We start from the raw sequence: 21634 nt of genomic DNA on the forward strand, positions 1-21634 counted from the left end.
GGGGGCCGCGCCGCGAGCCACGAACGTGCCCGCCGACGGCGGCGCTCGCGGCTCGCGTCCCCCCGCCCCGCGCAGCACCGGGCGTGAGCGTGCGGCACAATCGACCGCGATGAGCACCTACCGCGACCTCACGGCCCCCATAGGCTCCCGCCGGGCCCCCGTCCTGCGAACGGTCGGTACCCGGGAGCGCCGGTCACACCTGACCGCCCCCCGTGTCCCCACCGTCGGCATCGACATCGGCGGCACCAAGGTCATGGCGGGTGTCGTGGACGCCGACGGCAACATCCTGGAGCGGCTCCGCACGGAGACCCCGGACAAGTCCAAGAGCCCCAAGGTCGTCGAGGACACCATCGTCGAACTGGTCCTGGACCTGTCCGACCGGCACGACGTGCACGCGGTGGGCATCGGCGCGGCCGGCTGGGTCGACGCCGACCGCAACCGCGTCCTGTTCGCCCCCCACCTGTCCTGGCGCAACGAGCCCCTGCGGGACCGTCTCGCCGGCCGTCTCTCCGTACCGGTCCTCGTGGACAACGACGCCAACACCGCCGCCTGGGCGGAGTGGCGCTTCGGCGCCGGGCGCGGCGAGGACCACCTCGTCATGATCACGCTCGGCACCGGCATCGGCGGCGCCATCCTGGAGGACGGCCAGGTCAAGCGCGGCAAGTTCGGCGTGGCCGGCGAGTTCGGGCATATGCAGGTCGTCCCCGGCGGCCACCGCTGCCCGTGCGGCAACCGCGGCTGCTGGGAGCAGTACAGCTCGGGCAACGCGCTGGTGCGCGAGGCGCGCGAGCTGGCCGCCGCCGACTCGCCGGTGGCCTACGGGATCATCGAGCACGTCAAGGGCAACATCGGCGACATCACCGGCCCGATGATCACCGAGCTGGCCCGCGACGGCGACGCGATGTGCGTGGAGCTCCTCCAGGACATCGGCCAGTGGCTCGGCGTCGGCATCGCCAACCTGGCGGCCGCCCTCGACCCGTCCTGCTTCGTGATCGGCGGCGGCGTCAGCGCCGCCGACGACCTGCTCATCGGCCCCGCCCGGGACGCCTTCAAGCGCCACCTCACCGGCCGCGGCTACCGGCCCGAGGCCCGCATCACCCGCGCCCAGCTCGGTCCGGAGGCGGGCATGGTGGGCGCGGCCGATCTGGCCCGGCTGGTCGCCCGCCGCTTCCGCCGCGCCAAGCGGCGGCGTGTGGAGCGGTACGAGCGCTACGAGCGGTACGTCGAGGCCCGTCGCGACCGGGACACCGTATGACCGCCTCCCTGCCGCACCAGGCCGCCCCGCCGGACGAGCCGAGCCGGCCGCCCGAGAACCCGCGCCACAAGGCCGAGCGGCGGGCGATCACCCTGCTGATCATCGGCCTGCTCATCGGCGTCCCGGCCGGCTACCTGGTGATCTCCGCGAACCAGAGCCGCGACAGCGGCAAGGACAAGGAGGCGAAGTACTCGGCGACCGGCCTCACCGCCGGCTGGCCCTCCAAGGTGCAGCGCCGCCTCTACCAGGTGAACGTCCCGCACCCCGCCGACCACATCGCCTACTACGAGACGAACAACTGGAAGACCAGCCGCCTCTACGTGATGTTCAGCACCAACCAGGCCGGACTCGACAGCTTCCTCGCGGCCATGGGCGTGCGCGAGGACCAGCTGAAGAAGGACCACATCACCATCGGCGCGCGCGACCGCAAGGTCTCCGGCTGGAAGTTCGACGGTCCGGGGCCGTGGTCCGGGTTCACGCACAAGCAGAAGAACCCCTCGCCCACCCAGGACGTCGTCGTGAACACGTCCGACCCGAAGAACCCGGTGCTCTACGTCGTCTCCCGCACGGTGCCGTAGAGCGGGCCCGCACCGGCCGCCGGAGCCGATTGTCGGACCCCGCCCGTAGAGTCGGAGACAGCTGATCCGGGACACGGGCGGGAGGTGGCAGGACGTATGAGCGGCGGCACCGCGGCGGTGGCCGAGCGCGGGGCGGGATCCGCGCCGGACGGGAACCAGGTCCCCGTCCGCCTCGCGTCCGTCTACCTGCCCGCACCCCTCCCGCGCGAGGGCCGCGTCGCCTTCTGGGACCCCGACGGCGGCGCCCTGCCCGCCGACGGCGACACCGGCGGCGACCCGGCCGAACTGACGGTCGTACGACGTCACGGCGGCGGCGTGCGCCGCCGTCAGGTCCCCGCCCTGACCCTGCCCCTCGCCGAGGCCCTGCCGCTGCTGGTCCGGGCCCGTCGCGACCCGGCCGCCCACCCGGCCACGGCATGCTGGGGCGCCGCCGCCCTGCACGCCCTGCGGCTGGTCGCCCGCGGCCGCCTGCTGCCCGGCCTCACGCCGAGCGGTCACGACGCCTGGCGCGCCGGCCCCCTGGAGCCCGACGACATCGCCCACCTGCGCGCGATCGCCGCCGCCCTGCCCCCGGAGGGCCACGCCGTGCCCCTGACCGACCCCGGGCCGCTGCGGCTGCCCGAGCCGGAGGCCCTGGTCCGTTCGTTCCTGGACGCGGTCGCCGACACCCTGCCCCGCACCCCCGCGGCCCCCCACACCTCCGGCCGGCCCTTCGCCGCCCGCGAGCCCCAGGCCCTGCCGCAGGCCCACGCGTGGGCCGCCGAGGTCGCCGCCGGGATGGACGCCGGCGTGCGGATCTCGCTCCGGCTCGACCTGTCCGCGTACGACCTCTTCGACGCCGGCTCGGCCGACGGCGCGCGCGGCGCGGGAGCGGCCGTCGTACAGGTGCACAGCCTCGCCGACCCCACCCTGGTCGCCGACGCGGCGGCCCTGTGGGCGGGGGAGGCGGACACCGCGTTCGGGCCCCGCGCGCGCGTCGACGCGGCCCTCGCCGTCCGGCGCGCGGCCCGCGTGTGGCAGCCCCTCGACCGGCTCGCGGAACAGGACGTGCCCGACGTCCTCGCCCTGTCCGAGGAGGAGCTGGGCGAACTGCTCGGCGTCGCGGCGAGCCGCCTGGCCGCCGCGGGCGTCGCCGTGCACTGGCCCCGGGACCTCGCCCGCGACCTGACGGCCGCGGCGGTCGTCCGGCCCGCACCCGGCTCGGCCACCGACGGCACCGGCTTCTTCGAGAGCGAGGACCTGCTCCGGTTCCGCTGGCAGCTGGCGCTCGGCGGCGAACCGCTCAGCGAGGCCGAGATGGACCTGCTCGCCGAGGCCCACCGGCCGGTCGTCCGGCTGCGGGACAGCTGGGTGCTGGTCGACCCGGCCCTCGTCCGCAAGGCCCGCAAGCGCGAGCTCGGCCTGCTCGACCCGGTCGACGCGCTGTCCGTCGCGCTCACCGGCACCGCGGAGGTCGACGGCGAGACCGTCGACGCCGTCCCCGTCGGCGCCCTGGCCACCCTCCGCGACCGGCTCACGGCCGGCCTGCGCCCCGCGGACCCGCCCGCCGGTCTCGCCGCCACCCTGCGCGACTACCAGCTGCGCGGCCTCGCCTGGCTCGACCTGATGACCTCGCTCGGTCTCGGCGGCTGCCTCGCCGACGACATGGGCCTCGGCAAGACGATCACGCTCATCGCCCTGCATCTGAAGCGGGCGCGCAGCGAGCCGACCCTCGTGGTCTGCCCCGCGTCCCTGCTGGGCAACTGGCAGCGCGAGATCACCCGGTTCGCGCCCGGCGTCCCCGTCCGCCGCTTCCACGGCCCCGACCGCAGCCTGGACGGCCCGGGCGGCGGCTTCGTCCTCACCACGTACGGCACCATGCGCTCCGCCGCGGCCCGCCTCGCCGAGCAGCCCTGGGGCATGGTCGTCGCCGACGAGGCCCAGCACGTGAAGAACCCCTACTCGGCCACCGCCAAGGCGCTGCGCACCATCCCGGCCCCCGCGCGCGTGGCGCTCACCGGCACCCCGGTGGAGAACAACCTCTCCGAGCTGTGGGCCCTGCTCGACTGGACCACCCCCGGGCTGCTCGGCCCGCTCAAGTCCTTCCGCGCCCGGCACGCCCGCGCGGTGGAGAACGGCGAGGACGAGGAGGCGGTGGAGCGCCTGGCCCGCCTCGTCCGCCCCTTCCTCCTGCGCCGCAAGAAGTCCGACCCCGGCATCGTGCCCGAACTGCCGCCCAAGACCGAGACGGACCACCCGGTTCCGCTCACCCGCGAACAGGCCGCGCTGTACGAGGCGGTGGTGCGCGAGTCGCTGCTGGCCATCGAGTCCGCCGACGGCATCGCCCGCCGCGGCCTCGTCCTGAAGCTGCTCGGCGCCCTCAAGCAGATCTGCGACCACCCGGCGCTCTACCTGAAAGAGGACCCGCGGGCCGACCGGCTCGCGGCACGGTCCGGCAAACTCGCCCTCCTGGACGAGCTGTTGGACACCCTGCTCGCCGAGGACGGTTCGGCGCTGGTCTTCACCCAGTACGTCGGCATGGCCCGCCTCATCACCGCGCACCTGTCCGCCCGCGCGATCCCCGTGGACCTGCTGCACGGCGGCACCCCGGTGCCGGAGCGCGAGCGCATGGTGGACCGCTTCCAGGACGGCGAGACCCCCGTCCTCGTGCTGTCCCTGAAGGCGGCCGGCACCGGCCTGAACCTCACCCGGGCGGGCCATGTCGTCCACTTCGACCGCTGGTGGAACCCGGCCGTCGAGGAGCAGGCCACCGACCGCGCCTACCGGATCGGCCAGACCCAGCCCGTCCAGGTCCACCGTCTGGTCACCGAGGGCACGGTCGAGGACCGCATCGCCGAGATGCTGGAGTCCAAGCGGGCGCTCGCCGACGCCGTCCTCGGCTCCGGCGAGGCGGCGCTGACCGAGCTGACCGACCGTGAACTGTCCGACCTCGTCTCGCTGCGGAGGACGTCATGACGGCCGGCGGGCAGCCACGCCCCGCCGACGCCGCGCGCCGCGCCCTGCGGGAGGCCCGGGAGCGCACGGAGACGGAGCGGCACGACACCGCCGGGTCGGCGGAGGACGCGGTACGGGACGCGGACGCGCCGCGGGACCACACCGGCGAGGCCGCGGGGCCACATGACGAGACCGCCGGGACCGCGGCCGCCGACGGCACGGACGCCCTGACGGGCACGGAGTCCTGCGCCGGGCCCGGGCAGGGCGCGGAGCCGAGGCCGGGGAACGCGGTGCGGGCCGCCCTCCGGGCCGCCATCGCCGACCGCCGGGGCGAAGCCGACGGCCGCACGACCGCCGAAGCCGACGAACCGGCAGGGGAGGAGACCCCGACCCGGAACCGCCCGCCACGACGAGCGCGGTGACCGCCGGGGCCGCGGGCGGACAGCGCCCCGGGGACGTCGCCCGTGAGGCGCTCCGTACGGCCCTGCGGGAGGCGCGGCGCGCGGAGGCGGCGGAACCCGGGAACCGGAGGCACACCGCACGGCCGGTCACGGCCGCTCCCCGCCCCGCATCCGGCACCACGCGGGGCAGGACCGCCGAGGACATGCGGAACTACCTGGCGAACGCCTTCCGCATGCCCGCCTGGACCGAGGGACCCGAGGGACCGGAAGGCCCCGGCGGGGCGGAGGAGCCGGAGGGGACGCCCGAGAGGGAGGCGGGTCGGGAGACGGCGGAGACCGAGGAGACGGCACCGGGACCGGGAACGCCCGCCGACGAGACGGCCCCCGACGGGACGCCCCCGGCGCCGGCGCGGTCCTCATCACCGGCCCTGAGTCCGGCCCCGGATCTGGCACCGGAGTCGGCACCGGAGTCGGCAGTGGAATCGGCACGGGAATCGGGACCGGCACCGGCAGCGGCGCCCACCCCCGCCGTCCCGCACGCGCCGTCCACCATGGCCACTCCCCACCGGGACACGGAACTCCGGCGTACGTTCCCGGCGTTCGCGGTGCGCCCGGGTGCCGAGGAGGGTACGGAGTTCGCCGGGACCTGGTGGGGGAACGCCTGGGTCGAGGCGCTGGAGCGGGGTGCGCTGGACCCCAAGCGGCTGGCCCGCGGCCGCGGTTACGCGGAGCAGGGCCACGTGGACGCCATCACCGTCACACCGGGGCTCGTGCTCGCGTACGTGCGCGGCAGCCGGCCGCGGCCGTACCGCGCGCAGGTGCGGGTGCGCACCCTCGCGGACGACGACTGGACCCGCTTCCTGGACGCGGCCGCCGACCGGCCGGGACACATCGCCGCGCTGCTCGACAAGGAGCTGCCCCAGTCCCTCGCCGGCTGCGGTGTACCCCTGCTGCCCGGCCCCGGTGACCTGGCCCCCCGGTGCAGCTGCCCCGACTCCGGGCACCCCTGCAAGCACGCGGCCGCCCTCTGCTACCAGATGGCACGCCTGCTCGACGCCGACCCCTTCGTGCTGCTCCTGCTGCGCGGCCGGGGCGAGAAGGAGCTGCTCGACGCGCTCTCCCGGCGCAGCGCCGCCCGAGCGGCCCGCGCCGCGCAGGAACGCCGGCCGCAGTCCCTGCCCGGCGTGCGCGCCACCGACGCCCTCACCCCCGGCGACTGCCGCCGCTGCCCCCGCCGGCACCGGTGCCGCCGCACCCCGAGCAGCCCCGGTCTACCCGGCCGCACCCGGCGGCCCCGACCCCTTCGCGCTGGACCAGCTGGCGACCGACGCCGCCGCCCGCGCCCACGCGCTGCTCGGCACCGGCCGCGATCCGGTCGGCGAGCTGACCCTCTGGCAGGACGCGGTGCGCCTCGCCGCGGCGCGTCCCGGCTCCGGCCTGACCGCGGCCACCCGCACGCTGTACGCCACGCTCGCCACGGCCGTCGGCCGCACCACCGCCGACCTCGCCCGGGCCGTCGCGGCCTGGCGGCAGGGCGGTCCGGAGGGGCTGGCCGTCCTGGAGGAGCCCTGGGATCCGCCGGCGGGCCGCTTCGACCGGGCCCGCCCCCTGCTGCTCGCCGCCGACCTGCCCGCGTTCCGCCCCTGGCGCAACCGCCTCACCCATCCACGCGGTCACGTCCAGCTCCGCCTCGGCCACGACGGCCTCTGGTACGCCTACGAGTCGGAGCCCGGCCAGGAGGACTGGTGGCCCCGCGGCACCCCGGACCTCGACCCGGTGGGCGCCCTGACCGGACTGGGCACCCCGGACGACCTGTGACCGACGACCACGGCCGGAAAGGACGTCGGGCCGGCTCCGGCGACTCGGTGAAGACGGTGTGAGGGTTCGCCGGTGATCCCGGGGGGCCGGATGGGGACGGCGGGGACCCCGGGGCAGCGGACCGGCCCACTGCCGCTAGCGTGGAGCGGTGAGTGAGACGAAGACCCCTGCTACCCCGGCGATCCCCGCACCCCCCACCCTCCAGTACCGCTTCGACGGCCCGGAGGAGGCCCCGGTCCTCATCCTCGGCCCCTCCCTCGGCACCACCTGGCACATGTGGGACCGCCAGATACCGGAGCTGTTGAAGCAGTGGCGGGTCTTCCGGTTCGACCTGCCGGGACACGGCGGGGCCCCGGCCCACCCGGCGGGTTCGGTCGCCGAGGTGACCGCCCGGCTGCTGGCCACGCTGGACGCGCTCGGCGTGCAGCGGTTCGGGTACGCCGGGTGCGCGCTGGGCGGCGCGGTCGGCATCGAGCTGGCGCTGCGCCACCCGGAGCGCGTCGCCTCGCTGGCACTGGTCGCGGCCTCGCCCCGGTTCGGCACCGCGGACGAGTTCCGGCAGCGCGGGGTGATCGTCCGCACGAACGGACTCGACCCGATCGCCCGCACCTCCCCGGACCGCTGGTTCACCGGTGGGTTCGCCGCGGCGCAGCCCGCGATCACCGAGTGGGCCGTGCAGATGGTCCGCACCACCGACCCGGGCTGCTACATCGCCGCCTGCGAGGCGCTCGCCGCGTTCGACGTACGGCCCGAACTGGGCCGGATCGGCGTGCCGACGCTCGTCCTGGTCGGCTCCGACGACCAGGTCACCGGCCCCGCCGAGGCCCGCACGCTGGTCGCGGGCATCCCGGACGCCCGGCTCGCCGTCGTGCCGGGCGCCTCCCACCTGGTACCGGTCGAGCAGCCCGCCGCCGTCACGGACCTGCTGGTCCACCACTTCGCCACCGCCTGGCAGCAGTCCTACGACACCGGCCAGACGGTCCTGCCGGGCATCCCGGCTGCCCCCGTCCCGCTCGCGCCGCCGCAGCCGGTACCGGTCGCGGAGATCGCCCCGGCCGCCGTACCGGCCCGGACCGCCGGGCAGGCCGACCGGTACGAGACCGGGCTGAAGATCCGCCGTGAGGTGATGGGCGACGCGCACGTCGACCAGGAGCTGGCGCGGGCCGGCGACTTCTCCGGGGACTTCCAGGAGTTCGTCACCCGTAGCGCCTGGGGCGAGATCTGGGGCCGGCCGGGCCTGGACCGCCGTACCCGCAGCTGCGTCACGCTGACCGCGCTGGTCACCGGCGGCCACCTGGAGGACCTGGCCGCGCACACCCGGGCGGCCCTGCGCAACGGGCTGACCCCGGACGAGATCAAGGAAGTGCTGCTCCAGGCCGCCGTGTACTGCGGGGTGCCGGCGGCGAACAGCGCGTTCCGGGTCGTCCAGCAGGTCATCCGCGAGGAGACCACCCCCGCCGAGTGAGGCCGCGCGCGGCCGCAGGCGGCAGGATGGTGAGACATGAGGTTCACGAAGAAGTCCCACGCCTGCGTCCGCCTCGAGAAGGACGGGCGGACGCTCGTCATCGATCCCGGCGGCTTCAGCGAGGAGGACGCGGCGGCCGGCGCGGACGCGATCCTGGTCACGCACGAGCACGCGGACCACTTCGACGAGAGCCGGCTGCGTACGGCGATGGAGGCGAACCCGGCGGCTCAGATCTGGACGCTCCGGGCCGTCGCGGAGCGGATCACCGCGGCCTTCCCCGGGCGGGTGCACACCGTGGGCCACGGCGACACCTTCACCGCCGCCGGCTTCGACGTGCAGGTCCACGGCGAGCTGCACGCCGTGATCCACCCGGACATCCCGCGCATCACCAACGTCGGCTACCTGATCGACGGCGGCCGGGTCTTCCACCCGGGCGACGCGCTCACCGTCCCCGACCGGCCCGTCCAGACCCTGATGCTCCCGGTGATGGCACCGTGGAACAAGATCTCCGAGGTGATCGAGTACGTCCGCGAGGTCAAGCCGCAGCGTGCGTACGACGTGCACGACGCGCTGCTCACCGACCTGGCCCGCCCGATCTACGACCGCCAGATCGGCGCCCTGGCCGGCGCCGAGCACCTGCGTCTCGCCCCGGGAGCCTTCGCCGACCTGTGAGCCGGGACCGGTTGTCACACCCGGCAGGTAGGTTGTGAGACATGCGCATCGCCACCTGGAACGTGAACTCGATCACCGCCCGTCTTCCCCGGCTGCTGGCCTGGCTGGAGAGCAGCGGCACCGACGTGCTCTGCCTCCAGGAGGCCAAGATCGCCGAGGAGCAGTTCCCGTTCGAGCAGCTGCGCGAGCTGGGCTACGAGGCCGCGGTGCACGCGACCGGCCGGTGGAACGGCGTGGCGGTGCTCTCCCGCGTCGGCCTCGAGGACGTGGTCAAGGGCCTGCCCGGCGACCCGGGCTACGAGGGCGCGGTCGAGCCGCGCGCCGTCTCGGCGACGTGCGGGCCGGTCCGCGTCTGGTCGGTGTACGTGCCCAACGGCCGTGAGGTCGGCCACCCGCACTACGCGTACAAGATCCAGTGGTTCGAGGCCCTGAAGGCCGCCGTGCAGGGCGACGCGCAGGGCAGCCGCCCGTTCGCCGTCCTCGGCGACTACAACGTGGCGCCGACCGACGACGACGTCTTCGACCCGGCCGCCTTCGAGGGCTCCACCCACGTCACCCCGGCCGAGCGCGCGGCCCTGGCCGCCCTGCGCGAGACCGGTCTGAGCGACGTGGTCCCGCGCCCCCTCAAGTACGAGCACGCGTTCACCTACTGGGACTACCGCCAGCTGTGCTTCCCGAAGAACCGCGGCATGCGCATCGACCTGGTCTACGGCAACGAGCCGTTCGCCAAGGCCGTCAAGGACTCCTACGTCGACCGTGAGGAGCGCAAGGGCAAGGGCGCGTCCGATCACGCGCCGGTGGTGGTCGACCTCGACGTCTGATGCCACGCTGGGGCCATGAACATTCCGTTCCTGGGCCACCGGCACAAGAAGGACGTTCGCACGGCGCTCGCCGCCGACCCCGAGGCGGTGGCGGAGCTGCTGTCGGAGTGCGAACTGCTCCGCTCGCAGGCGGCCGGGGCTGGTGTCCGCCTCGACGACACCCCGGCCTCCCTGGAGGCCCTGGACCAGATGGTCCCGCGCTGGCGCGACGACGCCGAGATCCTGCCCTGGCTGGGCAACGACGCGGGGCTGTACCTCGGCACGGTGGTGGTGCGCACGGTGACGGGCGCCGTCTGGCGGATCCGCCCGGACGGCGAACCCGTCGTCCTGCTCGCCTCGGGCCGTGAGGTCGACGTGGTCCCGGCCGGACAGGAGTGGGCCGCGAGCGGCGCCCCGGAGCTGTCGCAGCTGTACGCGGAGATCGCCGAGACCTGATCCCGCGGCCCCGCACGCCCCTCCCCGGAAGCCGGCCGTTCGCCCCCGCGCGCACCCCGCTGGTGTAAATACGGCTATTGCCCGGAAGGTGCGTGTCGTCCGTCAACTCCGCTTTGCTCTGGATAGTTTGCGGCGACCACGACACAGCTGCGAACGAGTAGGGCTGCGGATGGCCGTCGATCCGTTGATCGAACTGCGCGACGTCAACAAGTACTACGGGCAGCTGCATGTCCTCAGGGACATCGACCTGACCGTCGGCAAGGGGGAGGTGGTCGTGGTCATCGGCCCGTCCGGGTCGGGCAAGTCGACGCTGTGCAGGACGATCAACCGGCTGGAGACCATCGAGTCCGGGACCATCACGCTCGACGGGCAGCCGCTTCCGGCGGAGGGCAAGGCCCTCGCGCGGCTCCGCGCCGAGGTCGGCATGGTCTTCCAGTCCTTCAACCTCTTCGCCCACAAGACGGTCCTGCAGAACGTCTCCCTCGCACAGATCAAGGTCCGCCGGCGCAAGAAGGACGACGCCGACCGCCGCTCCCGCGGACTCCTCGACCGCGTCGGCCTGCTGAACCAGGCCGACAAGTTCCCGGCACAGCTCTCCGGCGGCCAGCAGCAGCGCGTGGCGATCGCCCGGGCCCTCGCCATGGACCCCAAGGCGATGCTCTTCGACGAGCCCACCTCCGCCCTCGACCCGGAGATGATCAACGAGGTGCTGGAGGTCATGCGGCAGCTCGCCCGGGACGGCATGACCATGGTCGTCGTCACCCACGAGATGGGCTTCGCCCGCGCCTCCGCCAACCGGGTCGTGTTCATGGCGGACGGCCGGATTGTCGAGGACCGCAGCCCCGAGGGGTTCTTCACCCACCCGCACAGCGAGCGGGCCAGGGACTTCCTCTCCAAGATCCTCAAGCACTGACCGGGGGAGTGCAAACCGTGTTCCGTGCCACCCGTGTGCCCCGCGCCCTGTGCGCCGTGCTGTCCGCCGCCCTCGCGCTGCTCGCGGCCGCCTGCGGCAAGGAGGGCAGCCCGCCCGCCAAGGGGCCGGCCGCCGACGAGCTCCCCGTCTACCAGGTGGCGCGGGGCTTCGGCCTGCCCGCCTCCAGCACCTGGAGCCGGGCGAGGAAACGCGGCCACCTCGTCGTCGGCACCAAGGAGGACCAGCCCTACCTGGCCGAGAAGGACCCCGCGACCGGCACCTACTCCGGTTTCGACGTCGAGATCGCCAGGATGCTCTCCGCCTCCCTCGGCTTCCCGCCGAAGACCGTGCGCTTCCGCACCATCGCCTCCGCCAACCGTGAGACCGCGCTGCAGAACGGCCAGATCGACTACTACGTCGGCACCTACACCATCAACGCGAACCGCAGGAAGCTCGTCGGGTTCGCCGGCCCCTACTACCTGGCCGGCCAGTCGCTGCTGGTCCGCAAGGACGAGAAGGACATCCACGGCCCCCGGGACCTCGCCGGCAGACGCGTCTGCTCGGCGGCCGGCTCGACACCGTACCGGCGCATCCAGACTGACTACCCGAAGGCCGTCCTGGTCGCCTACGACACCTACTCCATCTGCGTCGACAACCTCCTCACCTACCAGGTCGACGCCGTCACCACCGACGACGCCATCCTCATCGGCTACGCGGCCAAGGCGCCGGACGAACTCAAGGTCGTCGGCAGGCCGTTCTCCAGGGAGCCGTACGGCATCGGCGTCCCGCACGGCGACGCCGCCCTGCGCTTCGCCCTCGACGACGCGCTGCGGGCACGGGAGGGCGACGGCGACTGGAAGAAGGCGTACGACGCCACGCTCGGCCTCTCGGGCGTACCCGCCCCCCACCCGCCCGCGATCGACCGCTACCCGGCGAGCTGACGAGGACGGCATGTACGTACTGAAAGACAACTTCTCGGTCTACTGGGAAGGATTCCTCGGCACGGTGCAACTGACCGTCTGGTCCTCCCTGCTGGCCCTCGCCCTGGGCTTCGTGACGGCGTCCTTTCGGGTCGCCCCCGTCGCCTCCCTGCGTGCCTTCGGCACGGCCTGGGTGACCGTGCTGCGCAACACCCCGCTCACCCTGCTGTTCTTCGCGGTGCTGCTCGGACTGCCGCGGTTCGGACTGGTCCTGCCCTTCCAGGTGTTCGCCGTCCTCGCCCTCGGCTGCTACACCTCGGCGTTCATCTGCGAGGCGCTGCGCGCCGGCATCAACACCGTGCCCAGGGGGCAGGGGGAGGCCGCCCGCAGCCTCGGCATGACCTTCGGCCAGACGCTGCACCTGGTCGTCCTGCCGCAGGCCTTCCGGGCCGTCATCCCGCCCGTCGGCTCCACGCTCATCGCGCTGGCCAAGAACTCCGCCATCGCGGGCGCCTTCAGCGTCACCGAGCTGCTCGGCACCTACAAGACCATCAACGAGCTGGGCTACAACGTCGTCTGGACGTTCGTCTGGATCGCCGTCGGCTATCTGATCATCACGCTCGCCATCAGCGCCCTGTTCACCTTCCTGGAGCGCACGTACGGAGTCGCCCGATGACCGAGGCCACCGCGCTCTACGACGTCCCGGGACCGCGCACCCGGCGACGCCACCGCCTCTACGGTGCCGTGTCCGCCGTCGTCATCGTCGCGCTCGCCACGTGGATCCTGTATCTGCTGGTCGACACGGAGCAGTTCACGTACACCAAGTGGATGCCCTTCGCCTACGAGGGCATCCAGCGACTGCTGCTGCGCGGGCTCGGCAACACCCTGAAGGCCTTCGCGGCGGCGGCCGTCCTCTCCCTCGCCCTCGGCGGTGTGCTGGCCGCCGGGCGGCTGTCGGACCACCGTCCGATGCGCTGGGCGGCCACGCTCGTCGTGGAGTTCTTCCGGGCCATGCCCGTCCTGGTGATGATCTTCTTCATCTTCGTGGCGCTCAAGGCGCAGCCGCTGCCGGCGCTGGTCGCCGGACTCACCCTGTACAACGGTTCGGTGCTGGCCGAAATCTTCCGCTCCGGGATCAACGCCGTCGAACGCGGCCAGCACGAGGCCGCGTTCGCGCTCGGCATGCGCAAGACCCAGGTCATGGCCCACGTCCTCGCCCCGCAGGCGGTACGGGCCATGCTGCCCGCCGTCATCAGCCAGTTGGTGGTCGCGCTGAAGGACACCTCCCTGGGCTTTCTCATCACCTACGAGGAGTTCCTCCACGCCGGGAAGCTCATCGCCTCGAACCTCGACTACGATTTGCCGTTCATCCCCGTGGTGATGGTGATCTCGCCGATCTACATCGGGATGTGCATGCTGCTCTCGTGGTTCGCCGGCTGGGTGTCCCGCCGTGAGCAGCGCAGTCCCAGGACCGAGGCCGTGGCGGTCGCCACGGCCGGCCCCGGGACGCTGCTGCCGGGTGGGGAACCCCCCACGGCCCCGAGACCGTAGGGGGGCGGCAGTTCACACGGGCCAGGCTCGTCCGGCGGCAGCCGGAGATCACTGCTCGCGCAACGGGACGGACACGTACGACGGGTCGTCCGAGGGCGAGGAGAAGGTCAGCTGCGCGCCGGACGGGTTGTGCTCGGTGTAGAGCGGGTCCACCGTGTCGACCACGAGGGCGAGACGGTGCCCGGCGGGGACGTCGTAGGCCGTGGAGAACAGGTCCAGGTCGACGCCGAACGGCTCGCCCGGCGTCCGCCCGTGCCAGCTCAGGGGCGCGTGGGTGACCAGCTTGCCGATACCGAGCGGGCCCACGTCGTACAGGTACGCGACGAACGTGCCGCTCTCCTTGGTCGGAGTGAGCGTGGTGTGCAGCCGTGCCGTGCCGCGCACCTGCTGGGCCGTGCCGTACCGCTCCGACTGCCAGACGGCCGCCCAGCGGCGCGGCAGCAGCGGCATCGAGGCGATCGGCGGCAACTGGGCGACCTGGTCGAGGATGCTGGAGAGGAAGACGATCCCGCCGTCCGCGCCCGAGTCGACGTTGGCGTGGATGGTGGTGGAGCCCGCGAGCGCGACCTTCCGCCGGGTGGCGCCGACCGACTTCCAGTCCGGGTAGCCCTCGTATCCCCCCGCGCTACGGGACTTCAGCTGGACCGGCTGCTCACGGTCGATGCCGTTGTCGGCGCCCTTGAGGTAGTGGTCGAACCAGCGCTCCGTGTCCGTCCACACGTCGTTCGGCAGTCCGAACAGGCCCGTCAGTTCGGCGGTCGCGTGGTCGCCGGGGCGCAGCTCCAGCCGCTTGGGGCCGGTCAGCTTCTCGTAGAAGCCGGCGTACTGGTTGGCCGGGAAGACCGTGTCGCCCCAGGCGTTGGCCAGCATGACGGCGGCGCCGTTGCTGTTCAGCTGGTCGACGTAGGTTCCAACGGAACGTTTCCTCCCCCAGTCGATCATCTGCTGTTCCTTGGACAGGTCCGAGGCGTAGAGGTTGTCGAAGATCTCCCGCACCTCGGGGCTCTCGCGGCCGGTGAGGGTGCCCGCCCCGTCCAGCACGGCCGCCGCCTGGACGTGCTGGGTGCGGCCGGAGTAGATGGAGTCGATGAGGTCCGCCCAGCCGCTGAGCGCGGCCACGGCCTTGATGCGCTTGTCGTGGGCGGCGGCGAGCAGGCTGATCCCGGCGCCGTAGGACACGCCCGCCATGCCGACGCGCTGCGGGTCGGCCGGCGTGTGCGCGAGGGCCCAGTCGATGACCTTGGAGGCGTCCGCTATGTCGGGCGGACCGGCCACTTCTATCTGCCCGCCGGACTGCCAGAAGCCGCGGACGTTGTAGGTGAGCACCACATAGCCGGAGTCGGCGAGCTTCTGGGCCTGCGCGAGGTACTCGATCTGCGGCAGGCCCCAGCTCGTGGGCAGCACGACGAGCGGGTAGTCGCGCGTGCCGTCGGCGCCCGCGGGTGTGAGGACGTTGGCCTTCAGCACGGTGCCGCCGTCGCCGGTGATGTCGACGAAGCGGACGGCCGGGGCGGCTTGGGCGGCCGGCGCGAGGCCGACGACGGTGCCGGCGATCAGCGCGGCCGAGACGGCTCCGGCGGCGGCGGTGCGCAGGGGGGCGCGACCGTGTCCCATGGGTCACTCCTTCACTTGGTCCGGTGCAAAGTGACCCGACGGTAACCGTGTCGACTTACCGCAAGTAACCCGTCGGTAAGTTACGTGCGGGTAAAGATTGTTGATCGGCCGGACTGTTGAAGGGCGGGCCCGATCCGGACGGGCCGGACGGGGTGCGCGCGGTTCCCCGGAGAACCGATGTGACGGCCAAGATCTCTTGCCCTATGCTGCCGCTTGCGCATCCGGGGGCGGCTGGTCGTCACGACGACCAGCACCGTGACAAGTGCGTATCACGCCAATCTCCACTCGTGCTTCGGCACGCCGCCGCACGTCCGCGCCGGCGCGGCTGCCGCCCGAGCCTGCCCGCGAGGGTCCGGACCGGCGCGTACCTCCCCGGATCCGCAGTCACCCCGTTGTATGCGAAAGGCAGGGCACGTCATGTCGGAACGGCAGTACCTCGGTCAGGGCACCACCACCTCCGCGGAGAAGTTCTGGTACATCCTGGGCTGCGTCTACTTCGGCGCCGCCTACATGCAGAAGGTCCCGGTGAAGAAGGCCCTGAGCGAGTACGGCCTGGTGGAGATGACCGGGGCCGAGAAGTTCTGGTACGTCGTCCAGTGCATATTCTTCGGCGCCGGCTACTTCGCGAAGGTCACCATCAAGAAGGCGCTGTCCGAGGTGCGCAGCTCCAGCGGCTTCCCGGCGGTCTGACGACGCCGCGGCGGCTGCCCGGGGCCTAGGCCGTGCCCGTCGCGGCCGGTTCCGGCACCGGCGCCTGCGCCGCCCGCGTCACATCGGCGACCAGCTCGACCACATCGGGCCCGTACGCCTGCGAGTTGACCACCTTCAGCAGCAGCACGAAGGAGCCGGCGCCGTGCTTGCGGGCCAGCCGCTCGTAGTGCCGGGCGAGATAGCGGGTGGCGGCCTGGTTGGTGATGGCCCGCTGGCCGCAGAAGAGGAACACCGGCCGGGCGTCGTGCCGGCCGCCCGCGGTCAGCCGGGCCAGCAGGACGTACTCGCTCTTCCCGCTCTGCATCCGGTAGTCGTTCCCGCCGATCCGGAAGGCGCCGAGCTCCGGCCCCGCCTCCGCCTCGACGTTGATGCGGACGCCCGGCAGCAACGAGGAGAGATGGGCCGCCATCCGGCGGTTCGAGGCGGGACCGCCGAGGCAGAACTCCGTGCGCTCGCCGAACCCCTGCTGGGTGGCGTCGTGCGCGACGACCTGCGCGTGCGCGTTGCAGTCCTTGATGAGGGCCGAGAGCTCCAGCAGGGCGAACACGTCGTGCCGCATCACCGACAACTCGGGCCCGCCCGCGTTGCGGTTGACCACCAGCAGCGACTCGGAGTGGTCCGGCAGCCCGAAGAAGACCTGCTTGCGCCGCAGTCTTCGCCGCCACAGATAGGTACGGGCGACCCAGCCGAGCGAGGCGGAGACACCCGCCGCCACCACGCCCAAAACGATGTTGCGCACGTCGTCGTTCATGGCCGCGCATGGTAGCGGGCCGAGGCGGCCGGTACGTACCCGTGTTCGACGTGTGACGTTCGTGTGGCAGGTCGTCGAGGCGTACTGTCGGTACTACGGCGATCTCGTTACGCTGCGCGGACTGTCCCGACGGGAGGTACGCATGGGTCGTCCCGGTACCCGGAAACTCGTGGTTCTGGCGGTCTCGGCCGTCGTGGTGTCGGCGGGCGCGACGGCGCCGCCCGCAGCGGCGGACGGGAAGCCAGCCAAGGTCCCCGTGGCGGTCGGCTACGGCGGAGCCGTCTCCAGCGTCGACGCGGACGCCTCCGCCGCCGGCATCGACGTACTGAAGCACGGCGGCAACGCGGTCGACGCGGCCGTCGCCACGGCCGCCGCCCTCGGCGTCACCGAGCCCTACTCCGCCGGCGTCGGCGGAGGCGGCTACTTCGTCTACTACGACGCCAGGACCCGTACGGTGCACACCGTCGACGGCCGTGAGACCGCACCGCTCAGCGCCGACTCCGACCTCTTCACGGAGAACGGCAAGCCGCTCGCCTTCGCCGACGCCGTCAGCAGCGGCCTGAGCGTCGGCACCCCGGGCACCCCCGCCACCTGGCAGACGGCACTGGACCGGTGGGGCAGCCAGAAGCTCCGCACCGTCCTGCGGCCCGCCGAACGGATCGCCCGCGACGGCTTCACGGTGGACGACACCTTCCGCTCCCAGACCGCGTCCAACGAGACCCGGTTCCGCTACTTCCCCGACACCGCCAGGCTGTTCCTGCCGAACGGGCGGCTCCCCGAGGTCGGCTCCACGCTGAAGAACCCCGAACTCGCCCGCACCTACGAGCAACTGGGCCGCGAGGGCGCCGACGCGATCTACCGCGGGGACATCGGCGACGACATCGTCAAGACGGTCGAGCACCCGCCGGTCGACCCCGCCTCCGGCTGGAACGCCCGCCCCGGCAAGCTGGCCGAGAAGGACCTCGCCGTCTACCGCGCCAAGCTCCAGGCGCCCACCAGGACGTCGTACCGCGGCCTGAACGTGTACTCCATCGCACCCTCCTCCTCCGGCGGCACGACGGTCGGCGAGGCCCTCAACATCCTGGAGAACAGCGACCTTTCGAAGGCCGATCAGGTGCAGTACCTGCACCACTTCATCGAGGCGAGCCGTATCGCCTTCGCCGACCGGGGGCGCTGGGTCGGCGACCCCGCCTTCGAGGACGTACCGACGAAGGAGCTGCTGTCGCAGCGGTTCGCCGACTCCCGCGCCTGCCTGATCAAGGACGACGCCGTCCTCGGCAGCCCGCTCGCCCCCGGCGACCCGCGCCACCCGGCGGCCTGCGGCAAGGGCGGTACGACGGCGCCCACGACCTACGAGGGCGAGAACACCACCCATCTGACCGTGGCCGACAAGTGGGGCAACGTCGTCGCCTACACGCTCACCATCGAGCAGACCGGCGGCAGCGGCATCACCGTGCCCGGCCGCGGCTTCCTGCTCAACAACGAGCTGACCGACTTCTCCTTCACCCCGGCCAACCCCGCCGTGCACGACCCGAACCTGCCGGGCCCGGGCAAGCGGCCCCGCTCGTCCATCTCGCCGACGATCGTCCTCGACGGGCACAACCGGCCCGTCGTGGCCCTCGGTTCACCCGGCGGCGCGACGATCATCACCACCGTGCTGCAGACGCTCACCGGGTTCCTGGACCGGCGGCTGCCCCTGGTCGACGCGATCGCCGCACCCCGCGCCAGCCAGCGCAACGCGGCCCAGACCGAGCTGGAACCCGCCCTCTACGACAGCGACCTGCGGTCGCGGCTGGAGGCGATCGGGCACAGCTTCAAACTCAATCCGGAGATCGGCGCGGCCACCGGTGTGCAGCGGCTGCCCGACGGGAAGTGGCTGGCGGCCGCCGAGAAGGTACGGCGCGGCGGCGGCTCGGCGATGGTCGTGCGTCCGGCGCGCTAGGGCCCGCTTCGCCCGACGTCACGGCGCTGTTCCCCCCGGCGGGGCGCGGCGCCGTGATCCTCACAACTCCGGCGCGGGGTGCGGGGCGTCACCGGTGCGGAAGTCCAGCCGCCCGTCCTTCACGTCCACCGTGACCCGGCTGCCCTCCGAGATCGTGCCGTCGAGCAGCAGCCTGGACAGCTGGTTGTCGACCTCGCGCTGGATGGTGCGGCGCAGCGGCCGGGCGCCGTACTCCGGCTGGTAGCCGCGCTCGGCGAGCCAGTCCACGGCCGCGGTCGTGAACTCGACCCCGACGCCCTGCCCGTCCAGCAGCCGCCGGGTGCCCTCCAGCAACAGGTCGGTGATCTGCCGCAGTTGCTCGCTGGTCAGCTGCCGGAAGACCACGATCTCGTCGATGCGGTTGAGGAACTCGGGCCGGAAGTGCTCGCGCAGCGGCCGCAGGATCTGCTCGCGCCGCGCCTCCTCGTCGGCCTCCGCGCCACCCGGCCCGAAGCCGATGCCGGCGCCGCGCCGGGTGATCGCCTCGGAGCCGAGGTTGCTCGTCATGACGATGACGGTGTTGGTGAAGTCCACCGTCCGCCCCTGGGAGTCGGTCAGGCGGCCGTCGTCCAGCACCTGGAGCAGGATGTTGAAGACGTCCGGGTGCGCCTTCTCCACCTCGTCGAGCAGCAGCAGCGAGTAGGGGTGCCTGCGCACCACCTCGGTGAGCTGCCCGGCCTCCTCGTGGCCGACGTACCCGGGCGGGGCGCCCACCAGCCGGGACACCGTGTGCCGCTCCTGGTACTCGCTCATGTCCAGGCGGACCATGCGGTCCTCGCTGCCGAACAGCGCCTCGGCCAGCGCCCGGGCCAGCTCGGTCTTGCCGACGCCGGTCGGGCCGAGGAAGAGGAAGCTGCCGATCGGCCGGTTCGGGCTCGCGAGCCCGGCGCGGGAGCGCAGCACGGCCTCCGCGACCACGCCGACGGCCTCCTCCTGGCCGACGACCCGCTGGTGCAGGTGCGTCTCCAGGCCGAGCAGCCGCTCCTTCTCCTCCTGCGTGAGGCGGCTGACCGGGATGCCGGTCTGACGGGACACCACCTCGGCGATGGCCTCGGCCGTCACCTCCAGGTCCAGCCCCTCGTCGCCCCTGTCGTCGTCGCTCGCCTCGGTGATGCGCCGCTTCAGCTCGCCGATGCGGTCGCGCAGCTCCTTGGCGCGGTCGTAGTCCTCGTCAGCGACGGCCTGGTCCTTGTCGCAGACCAGCTGCTCCACCTCGCGCTCCATCGCGCGCACGTCCGCGCCCTTCGACCGGGCGCCCAGCCGGACCCGCGCGCCCGCCTGGTCGATCAGGTCGATCGCCTTGTCCGGCAGCCGGCGGTCGGTGAGGTACCGGTCCGACAGCTCCACGGCCGCGACCAGGGCCTCGTCGGTGTAGCGGATCTGGTGGTGCGCCTCGTACCGGTCGCGCAGCCCGCGCAGGATCTCGATCGTGTCCTCGACGGTCGGCTCGGGCACCAGGACCGGCTGGAACCGCCGGGCCAGCGCCGCGTCCTTCTCGATCCGGCGGAACTCCTCCAGGGTGGTCGCGCCCACGATGTGCAGCTCGCCGCGGGCCAGCGCGGGCTTGAGGATGTTGCCCGCGTCCATGGCGCCGCCCTCGCCGCCCGAGCCGGCGCCCACCACGGTGTGCAGCTCGTCGATGAAGACGATCAGCCGGTCGGAGTGGGCGCGGATCTCCTCCACGATGTTGTTCATGCGTTCCTCGAAGTCGCCCCGGTAGCGGGTGCCGGCCACGACCCCCGTGAGGTCCAGGGCGACCACCCGCCGCCCGGCGAGCACGTCCGGCACGTCCCCGTCGGCGATCCGTTCCGCGAGCCCTTCCACGATGGCGGTCTTGCCGACGCCCGCGTCACCGATCAGCACGGGGTTGTTCTTCCCGCGCCGCGACAGCACCTCGATGGTCTGCTCGATCTCCGTGTCCCGGCCGATGACGGGGTCGACGCGGCCCTGCCGGGCCAGCTCGGTCAGATCGCGGCCGTACTTGTCCAGGGTGGGTGTGGAGGTGGGCCGCTGCCGCTCGGGGCGGGTCTGCGTGCTCTCCGGCGTCTCGGGCGGCAGGGAGCCCGCCGCCGAGAACCGGGCCGCGTTCAGGATGTGCCCGGCCGCCGAGTCGGGGTTCGAGGCCAGGGCGCTCAGCACGTGCTCCGGGCCGATGTACCCGGCGCCGCTCGCCCGCGCCATGTCGTGCGCGTCGAGCAGGGCCCGTTTGACGGCCGGGGTCAGCGAGAGCGAGGTCGGCGGCGGTACCTCGCCCGCCTGGTGCTGGACGGGCCCGGAACGGTCGTCGATCTCCGTCGCGAGCGAGTCGGGATCCGCGCCGGACCGGCTCAGCAGGCTCCGGGTGGGCTCGGTGGACACCGCGGCGCGCAGCAGGTGCTGGGTGTCCAGATCCCGGCTGCCGTGCTCGGCGGCGTACTGGGCGGCCCCTTTGACCAGCTCCCGGGCCGGCTGGCTGAGCAGTCGGCCGATGTCGATGTGGCGAGGGCGGTTGGCCCCGCCCACGGCACCGCTGAAGAAGCGGGCCAGGAACTCACCGAAGGGGTCAGGAGGGTAGCCGTTGGTCATGGCATGGGTTCCTTCGCTGACGACAAGCGGAGCGGCCGGGTAACCCAGGAGCGGGTTGCTCATGCCCACGATGTCACGATCCGTGGGGGTGGGCATGTTCGCCTTCGGACGGAGATGCCGGTTCTGTCCGCAGCCTCCGGGCGGAGGCCCGTGGCCCGCGGGGCGGAGGGCGTCCAGCGGGCCTCGGGCGGGTGCGCTTCCGCCCCGCCGGCCCGGACGGCCGCCGACGCGGCCCGGGCGGGGCGGGGC

The 21634-nt window shown here is 73.1% G+C and carries 18 protein-coding genes and 1 pseudogene; 16 read left to right on the forward strand and 3 right to left on the reverse strand.

Annotation, left to right across the window (positions count from 1 at the left end; genetic code table 11):
* Positions 1 to 109 precede the first annotated feature (109 nt).
* The 14 genes and pseudogenes from N8I86_RS29820 (at position 110) to N8I86_RS29880 (ending at position 13763) form a co-directional block, all read left to right on the forward strand.
* On the forward strand, positions 110 to 1255 hold the full coding sequence (locus N8I86_RS29820; RefSeq protein WP_073897079.1) for an ROK family glucokinase: 1146 nt from the start codon (positions 110 to 112) through the stop codon (positions 1253 to 1255).
* A complete protein-coding gene (locus tag N8I86_RS29825; RefSeq protein WP_073897076.1) occupies positions 1252 to 1833 on the forward strand; it encodes a sugar kinase in 582 nt (193 codons plus the stop codon). Before N8I86_RS29820 ends, N8I86_RS29825 begins: the two co-directional genes overlap by 4 nt.
* A gap of 96 nt (positions 1834 to 1929) precedes the next feature.
* Entirely contained in the window at positions 1930 to 4788 is a 2859-nt protein-coding gene (locus tag N8I86_RS29830; protein ID WP_263279126.1) for a DEAD/DEAH box helicase, read from the forward strand.
* The gene (locus tag N8I86_RS29835; RefSeq protein WP_263279127.1) at positions 4785 to 5189 is read left to right on the forward strand and encodes a hypothetical protein; all 405 of its coding nucleotides are present in this window, start codon (positions 4785 to 4787) and stop codon (positions 5187 to 5189) included. Before N8I86_RS29830 ends, N8I86_RS29835 begins: the two co-directional genes overlap by 4 nt.
* Positions 5190 to 5719: 530 nt before the next feature.
* Positions 5720 to 6172 (forward strand): annotated as a pseudogene (locus N8I86_RS39615) (SWIM zinc finger family protein); the annotation flags it as partial.
* Between the two features lie 400 nt (positions 6173 to 6572).
* On the forward strand, positions 6573 to 6986 hold the full coding sequence (locus tag N8I86_RS39620) for a hypothetical protein (RefSeq protein WP_450169256.1): 414 nt from the start codon (positions 6573 to 6575) through the stop codon (positions 6984 to 6986).
* Positions 6987 to 7134: 148 nt separating this feature from the next.
* Positions 7135 to 8451, forward strand: a complete 1317-nt coding sequence (pcaDC, locus tag N8I86_RS29845) for a bifunctional 3-oxoadipate enol-lactonase/4-carboxymuconolactone decarboxylase PcaDC (protein ID WP_263279128.1) — start codon at positions 7135 to 7137, stop codon at positions 8449 to 8451.
* 36 nt (positions 8452 to 8487) lie between these two features.
* Positions 8488 to 9123, forward strand: coding sequence for an MBL fold metallo-hydrolase (locus N8I86_RS29850; RefSeq protein ID WP_073897067.1), 636 nt, complete (start codon positions 8488 to 8490; stop codon positions 9121 to 9123).
* Between the two features lie 41 nt (positions 9124 to 9164).
* Positions 9165 to 9944, forward strand: coding sequence for an exodeoxyribonuclease III (locus N8I86_RS29855; protein WP_123440164.1), 780 nt, complete (start codon positions 9165 to 9167; stop codon positions 9942 to 9944).
* 15 nt (positions 9945 to 9959) lie between these two features.
* Positions 9960 to 10379, forward strand: a complete 420-nt coding sequence (locus N8I86_RS29860; RefSeq protein WP_263279129.1) for a DUF6278 family protein — start codon at positions 9960 to 9962, stop codon at positions 10377 to 10379.
* Positions 10380 to 10548: 169 nt separating this feature from the next.
* Positions 10549 to 11292 carry an amino acid ABC transporter ATP-binding protein gene (locus tag N8I86_RS29865; protein WP_263279130.1) on the forward strand — a complete coding sequence of 248 codons (744 nt, stop codon included), beginning with the start codon at positions 10549 to 10551 and terminating at the stop codon, positions 11290 to 11292.
* A 17-nt stretch (positions 11293 to 11309) separates the two neighbouring features.
* Complete coding sequence (locus tag N8I86_RS29870; RefSeq protein WP_263279131.1) at positions 11310 to 12233, forward strand: glutamate ABC transporter substrate-binding protein; 924 nt, start codon at positions 11310 to 11312, stop codon at positions 12231 to 12233.
* Between the two features lie 10 nt (positions 12234 to 12243).
* The gene (locus N8I86_RS29875; RefSeq protein ID WP_073897054.1) at positions 12244 to 12888 is read left to right on the forward strand and encodes an amino acid ABC transporter permease; all 645 of its coding nucleotides are present in this window, start codon (positions 12244 to 12246) and stop codon (positions 12886 to 12888) included.
* Positions 12885 to 13763 (forward strand): amino acid ABC transporter permease, encoded by an 879-nt coding sequence (locus N8I86_RS29880; RefSeq protein ID WP_263279132.1) that lies wholly within the window; start codon positions 12885 to 12887, stop codon positions 13761 to 13763. Before N8I86_RS29875 ends, N8I86_RS29880 begins: the two co-directional genes overlap by 4 nt.
* A 48-nt stretch (positions 13764 to 13811) precedes the next feature.
* Here N8I86_RS29880 and N8I86_RS29885 read toward each other — a convergent pair whose 3' ends face one another.
* The gene (locus N8I86_RS29885) at positions 13812 to 15377 is read right to left on the reverse strand and encodes a CocE/NonD family hydrolase (protein ID WP_123440168.1); all 1566 of its coding nucleotides are present in this window, start codon (positions 15375 to 15377) and stop codon (positions 13812 to 13814) included.
* A gap of 417 nt (positions 15378 to 15794) precedes the next feature.
* On the opposite strand from N8I86_RS29885, the gene N8I86_RS29890 reads away from it, so the two are divergent.
* Positions 15795 to 16067, forward strand: a complete 273-nt coding sequence (locus N8I86_RS29890) for a hypothetical protein (RefSeq protein WP_073897045.1) — start codon at positions 15795 to 15797, stop codon at positions 16065 to 16067.
* 25 nt (positions 16068 to 16092) lie between these two features.
* On the opposite strand, the gene N8I86_RS29895 is transcribed toward N8I86_RS29890, so the two are convergent.
* Positions 16093 to 16839: a hypothetical protein gene (locus N8I86_RS29895; RefSeq protein WP_263279133.1), complete on the reverse strand. Its 747-nt coding sequence runs from the start codon at positions 16837 to 16839 to the stop codon at positions 16093 to 16095.
* 142 nt (positions 16840 to 16981) lie between these two features.
* On the opposite strand from N8I86_RS29895, the gene ggt reads away from it, so the two are divergent.
* A complete protein-coding gene (ggt, locus tag N8I86_RS29900; protein WP_073897835.1) occupies positions 16982 to 18781 on the forward strand; it encodes a gamma-glutamyltransferase in 1800 nt (599 codons plus the stop codon).
* 60 nt (positions 18782 to 18841) lie between these two features.
* Here ggt and N8I86_RS29905 read toward each other — a convergent pair whose 3' ends face one another.
* Positions 18842 to 21385: an ATP-dependent Clp protease ATP-binding subunit gene (locus tag N8I86_RS29905; protein ID WP_123440169.1), complete on the reverse strand. Its 2544-nt coding sequence runs from the start codon at positions 21383 to 21385 to the stop codon at positions 18842 to 18844.
* Positions 21386 to 21634: the final 249 nt, after the last annotated feature.

It is taken from the genome of Streptomyces albidicamelliae, from assembly GCF_025642175.1.
Lineage (GTDB): Bacteria > Actinomycetota > Actinomycetes > Streptomycetales > Streptomycetaceae > Streptomyces > Streptomyces albidocamelliae.